Origin of the sequence: Wolbachia pipientis (genome assembly GCF_023661085.1) — a bacterium.
Classification (GTDB): domain Bacteria; phylum Pseudomonadota; class Alphaproteobacteria; order Rickettsiales; family Anaplasmataceae; genus Wolbachia.
In genome coordinates this window covers 1-6,102 of the sequence record NZ_JAHDJT010000084.1, presented here as the reverse complement: position 1 = coordinate 6,102, position 6,102 = coordinate 1, and the positions used below count along the sequence as shown (strand labels likewise).

General features: G+C 35.9%; 2 protein-coding genes. Both read right to left on the bottom strand.

The window, feature by feature from the left end:
• Positions 1-293: 293 nt before the first annotated feature.
• Positions 294-2,855: an ATP-dependent chaperone ClpB gene (gene clpB, locus DM84_RS04315; RefSeq protein ID WP_250778592.1), complete on the bottom strand. Its 2,562-nt coding sequence runs from the start codon at positions 2,853-2,855 to the stop codon at positions 294-296.
• 644 nt (positions 2,856-3,499) lie between these two features.
• Entirely contained in the window at positions 3,500-5,422 is a 1,923-nt protein-coding gene (locus tag DM84_RS04310) for an AAA family ATPase (protein ID WP_250778591.1), read from the bottom strand.
• Positions 5,423-6,102 lie beyond the last annotated feature (680 nt).

Sequence of the window (6,102 nt, the reverse complement as noted above, 5' to 3'; positions counted from 1 at the left end):
CGCCGATATTTGAGGTACATATAAATAATTAGCCACCGACCGGGGCTTCTTTTGCTTTTTTTCTCGCTTGGTAAATTTCTTAAATATCTATGACTAAAGTAGCATCATGGATTCCAGTATCAGCTGCTGGGATGACAGGGGAAGGAATACTGGGATAACACCGTTTGTTGTAAACTCATTTTTACTATATGATTACCTTTTTATGGCATCTTGTCAATCTCATTTTACTATTCCGCTGAACAGGTACAAAATATTTAATAAACTCTTTTTTTCAACAAAAATACATAATGGACTTAACCCTTTTTAACTAAGATTTCATTACCAAGAGCGTACACTATTAGCTCATCACCTTCTGTTACTTCTCCCGATAAAACTAACTTAGCTAGATTATTTTGAATACACTCCTGTATTACTCTTTTTAGCGGTCTTGCTCCATACTCAGGATCATAGCCAGCTTGCGCCATTAGTTTCTTAGCTTCCTCTGACAAATTTATACTTAATTTGCGCTTAGCAAGTGTTTTTTGTAAATAAGAAAACTGGACATCTATAATTTTATAAATGTCATCCTTGGTTAAACTGTGGAATATAATAATCTCATCCAGTCTATTTAGAAATTCCGGACGAAATGCAGATTTAACTATTTGCATCACTTCGCTTTTTACAGAGTCAGCAGCTCCCTTTAGCATTATCTCAGCACCAAGATTAGAAGTTAAAATTAATATGGTATTGCGAAAATCAATTAATTTGCCATGGCTATCGGTAAGTCTGCCTTCATCCAAAATCTGCAGTAATAGATTGAATATATCTGGATTTGCTTTTTCTATCTCATCAAATAAAATTACCTGATATGGCCTTCTTCTTACTGCCTCAGTCAACCTGCCGCCTTGCTCATAGCCAAGATATCCAGGAGGTGCACCAATTAGTTTTGAAACAGAGTGTTTTTCCATGTACTCTGACATGTCAAAACGCAGAAGTGCTGATTGATCATCGAACAGGAATTCAGCAAGGGCTTTCGCAAGTTCCGTTTTTCCAACTCCGGTTGGGCCCAAGAATAAAAATGAACCAAAGGGCCGATTAGTGTCTTGCACACCAGAACGAGAGCGCCTAACTGCGTTACTTATTGCTTCTATCGCATCCTTTTGTCCTATCACCCTTTTTCCTATTTCATTCTCCATGTTAAGGAGCTTTTCTTTTTCACTGTGCATCATGTTATCAACTGGAATTCCTGTCCACTTTGAAACAATATTTGCAATGTCATTCTCAGTAACTTCTTTCTTTAGGAAGCTATCAGTGACTTTCTCCTGATTTTTTAATTCATTTTCAAGCTGAGGAATCACACCATACATTAATTCTCCCGCTTTCCCTAAATCTCCACTGCGCTGAGCTAATTCTAGTTCTTTTCTAGCGTTATCTAATTTTTCTGCTGTTTCTTGTATTCTAGCTATTTTATTCTTTTCCATCTGCCATTTACTATTTAAGTCAGCAAACTTACTGTTTAGGTTTTCGATTTCATCGTTTATCCTCTTTAAACGCTGTTTGGAGTTTTCATCACGTTCTTTTTTTAGAGCCTCTGACTCAATTTTTAGTTGTATGATCTTTCTCTCAAGTTCATCAATAACCTCGGGTTTACTATCCATTTCAATTCTCACCCTACTTGCCGCTTCATCAATTAGATCAATCGCTTTATCAGGTAAAAACCTGTCTGTTATATACCTATTGGATAGTGTTGCAGCAGCAATTATTGCGCCATCTGTAATCCTAATGCCGTGATGTACTTCATATCTTTCCTTTAGACCCCTCAGTATTGAAATAGTATCAGTTTCAGTTGGTTGAGAAATAAACACAGGCTGGAAACGCCTTGCAAGTGCAGGATCTTTTTCTATATGTTCGCGATATTCATCCAAAGTTGTGGCTCCTATACAGCGAATTTCTCCACGTGCAAGAGCAGGCTTTAGCAAATTTGAAGCGTCCATTGCACCACTTGTTGCTCCTGCTCCAACTAAAGTGTGTAATTCATCGATAAATAGTATAATTTTTCCCTCTGCTTTTGAAATCTCATTAATAACCGCTTTTAGCCTTTCTTCAAACTCTCCCCTGAATTTTGTTCCAGCAATCAACGCACCAAGATCCAGGGCTAAAACTTTTGCATCACGCAAACCAAGCGGCACGTCGTTTGCAACGATTCTATTTGCAAGCCCCTCAACTATCGCAGTCTTTCCAACACCCGGTTCACCTATCAGCACTGGATTATTCTTTGTTCGCCTCAGTGACACCTGCATGGTTCTTCTTATCTCCTCATCACGACCAATTACAGGATCAAGCTTTCCTTGCATAGCAAGCTCTGTAATATCTTTTGTATATCTCTTTGCTGCATTTAGTTTTTCTTCGCTATTTGGCGAGTCCGCATTGTTGCCCTTTCTCATTTCTGCAATAACTGAGTTCAACTTTTGTGGAGTCACACCATTTTCCATTAAAATTCTACCCACAGTATCATCTTTCTGTGCAGCAAGACCCTGCAATAAACGCTCAACGGTAACAAATGAGTCTTTATTTCTCCTTGCAATACCAATTGAATCTTCAAAGACTTTTGCAACCTCTCTTGAAAGTTGGAGGCTACTACTGCCCGGACCTTCAACTACTGGAAACTTTTTTATTGCACCATCCACAGCATCGGAAATATTCTGCATATTTCCACCACAAGCGCCTATCAAGTCCTGGACTAAACCTGATTCATCTTCAAGCATCACCTTTAGTAAATGCTCAGGCATGAAAATCTGATGCCCAACTCCCAATGCTTTCATTTGGGCACTTTGAATTAGGCTTTTTGCTTTTTCGGTAAATTTATTTAAGTCCATAATATAAGTTTAACTTGTATTTGTCGATATATATAGCAACTGCTTTCTTAATTTCAAGCTAGGAGTCGTTCGTCGCCAGGCAAAAATTCATGTTGTAGAGGTAGTAGTATAATACCAATCTTCACTAATAGATAGACAAATAGTAAAAACTATAAACAATTGAGGCTAGAACAAGGATTTTATGGCAGGAAAAAGTAAAGCAATAGGAAAATGCAAGTTAGAATTAAAAAAAATATGGAATAAGAGGGGAGATAGAGAGCTTGTTTGGCAAAAACAAGGTTGTGAAAATATAAGCTCGAAATTTTTGCAACAAAGCTAAGTAAATTGGTTCGTATATAAATTTGGTGAAAGCAGGCTAATATAGCTGATTTTGTGTTGTATAAAATTATTATAAACAAAAGTTCGCGCAGGTTCAGCGGTATCCTGCTTGCAATCTTAAACTTGGTGCGTATTTAGCACTCCCTTTACTTCGGTTAGCTATGAGTATCAATTCATTTTCCTCAATGGTGTTGTGTAAAATTTCTAGTTTGGCCTTGACTACAAGTCATATGTGAAAGAGTACAGTTATCCATTTCACTACTTGCTTGATTATTTTCAAACTTTCGGAATTCACTTCTCAGATTTTCAAGTGCAGTTGTAAAATCTTACATAGTAAGATCTATATCATCTGTACCTTCAGTTCGGCGTATGGCATGAAACTTTGCTTCGTTCACCAAATAACTAATATCAGCTCCAGAAAAACCATCGGTTTTGTCTGCAAGATCTTTAAAATCTAACTCTTTCTTTTCTACTTTTAAATCTTTTATATAAAATTTTAATATTTCCTCACGTAAACCCTTATCTGGTAAAGGAATATGAATTTTTTTAGAGAGGCGGCCAGGTCTGAGTAATGCGCTATCTAAAGTTTCTATACGATTAGTTGCAGCAATTACTACTATATCCTTATTTTTTTTGAATCCATCCATCTCGAATAATAATTGACCCAGAGTCGCATTTTGATCTTTACTTGTACTGTTATTGCCAGAAGAACGCTCTCCGCCAATAGCATCTATTTCATCTATAAAAATTACGCAAGGAGCATTTTTTTTCGCTTTTGTAAAAAGGTCACGTACATGATATACACCATAGCTTGCATATTTTCCAACGAGTTCAGAACCTGAAATACTTATAAACGATTTATCAGTTTCACCTGCAATTGCACGAGCAAGAAGAGTTTTACCAGTTCCAGGAGGGCCATCAAAAATGTAGCCTGATGGTGGCTCATACTGCAACAGTTCCATTTTCTTCTTTGTTTTTTCTGGTATGTTATTGCATATTACTTTTAACTCTTCCTTTAACTCGTCTCTGATTACAATATCGTTAAATGTTATTTTTTCATCTTGGTCAACTACTTTTATTAAGTCTTTTACTTCTTGCTCATACTGGTTATCAAACAAATCCTTCCTCTTCTTCTTTATAACGAATCTATTTCTTTGAGTTAATTTTACCGAATTAGCTGATTTTTCTTTGTTTTCTCCCTCAGTATTTGTTATACTCAAGCCTTGCATTTCTTTGGTATCATCTATTTTAGCACTAGGTTCACACACTTTGTATGTAATATACCTAACTATAAATGCGAGTGCGAACACAAGCACAGCCGCACCTATTGCATATAATATATCTGGCGCAACTATAGTGGTCGCAGTTATACCAGGTACTTTCATATCAGTCACAAAAGTTGTTATTATTACTACTGTAGCACCCAGTGTTATCATTAAGTGAAAAGCGATATTACTTCTACTGATTGCTTTTTCCAGCTTCTTTAAGTATCCAGATCCATTTGGGTATTTAGATGTATAAATCTCTACTGGAGTTTGGCCCCTATGATTCTTTGACCAAGGATCAACATTCTTTCCTATCAAAGTTAGTATTACTTCCTCACTACAACTATCAGCAGCATAGTGCAAAAGATTATTTCCTTCACCATCTATTATATCAGTACCTTTTTCCATATCTAAGAAAAACTTTACTATACAATCTGCTACCTCGGTACGTTTTTTTGTAGGAGCTTTATCTAAGAGAATATCTATATCTCTTTTGTCGATATGTGTTTCTTCTTTTATCAAAAGCTTTACTAGCTCAGTATGAGCGCTTTGAACAGCTAAACGTAAAGGGGTATCGTAACCACAATTAATATTTGCCCCTTTGCTTATTAGAAATTCCGCTATTTCCTTATAACCCTCCATAGCAGCTAGCTGTAAAGGGGTAAGCTCAGAAGCGATATAAGAATAAATTCCTTTATCAACATCGATTTTTTCTACTCCTAATAAAGCCTTTACTAAATTTGTAGCGCAAATTGCGGTAGCTATGTACAATAAAGTAACTTTTGTGTTCCTTTTATTAGGGTAACCCTCTTTTACGGTAAACAGATGATTTATGTTAAATTGATTCTCTTCCCACTTTTGATATGCAACTTCACTTTTCTTTTTTAGCTCACCTTTTATTTTATCAACTACATTAAGCCTACTTAAGTCATTTTCCTTACTTACTGAAGCTAACACTTGTGCTAATGATACCTCACCAGACATAAATCTTTCCAATTAAATAAACCACAGTTAATTTATAACATATTCTGAAAAAGAAATAAAGATTTTTATTTTTTCTCAAGTCAACAGAAACTTACTACAAATTAGCGTCACAAAAATTTTAAGTATTGACTTTTACCAAAAGCGCAAAAAGTACGTACCTTTGTGAGAACAAGTTGCGTAAAAATAGGGTTGTGAAAATATAAGCTCGAAATTTTTGCAACAAAGTTAAGTACATTGATTCGTATATAAATTTGGTGAAAGTAAGTTAATATAGCTAGTTTAAGCGAATAGCAAAGCTACTATAAACAAAAGTTCGCAAGGAAATAGCGGCATACATCGAGTAAATAAGATTTATTACCTACCTTTGCCAAAGTGGTGCAGACTACTGGAAGGGTGTTATTCAAGTAGCCCATCCTCTTGTCACCCCAGTAGCCTCTCTTCTTGTCATCCAAGTGCCCCGACACTGGGATCCAGGATACTACTTTGGTAACAAATATTTAAGAAATTTACCAAATGAGAAAAAAAAGCGAAAGAAACCCTGGTCAGTATTTATTTTCAGTATTGGCGTTTTTATGCCTTAAACGCTGCAATTTAGCTGCTTTTAACCGCAACTAGTCTAAGCTATAATATTTAAGAAATTTACCAGATAGGGAAAAAAGACAATAAAACCCCGAGGTAGC

Excerpts from the sequence above, each read along its gene's own strand:
- clpB (WP_250778592.1), bottom strand. The coding sequence starts at position 2,855 with ATGGACTTAAATAAATTTACCGAAAAAGCAAAAAGCCTAATTCAAAGT.
- DM84_RS04310 (WP_250778591.1), bottom strand. The coding sequence starts at position 5,422 with ATGTCTGGTGAGGTATCATTAGCACAAGTGTTAGCTTCAGTAAGTAAG.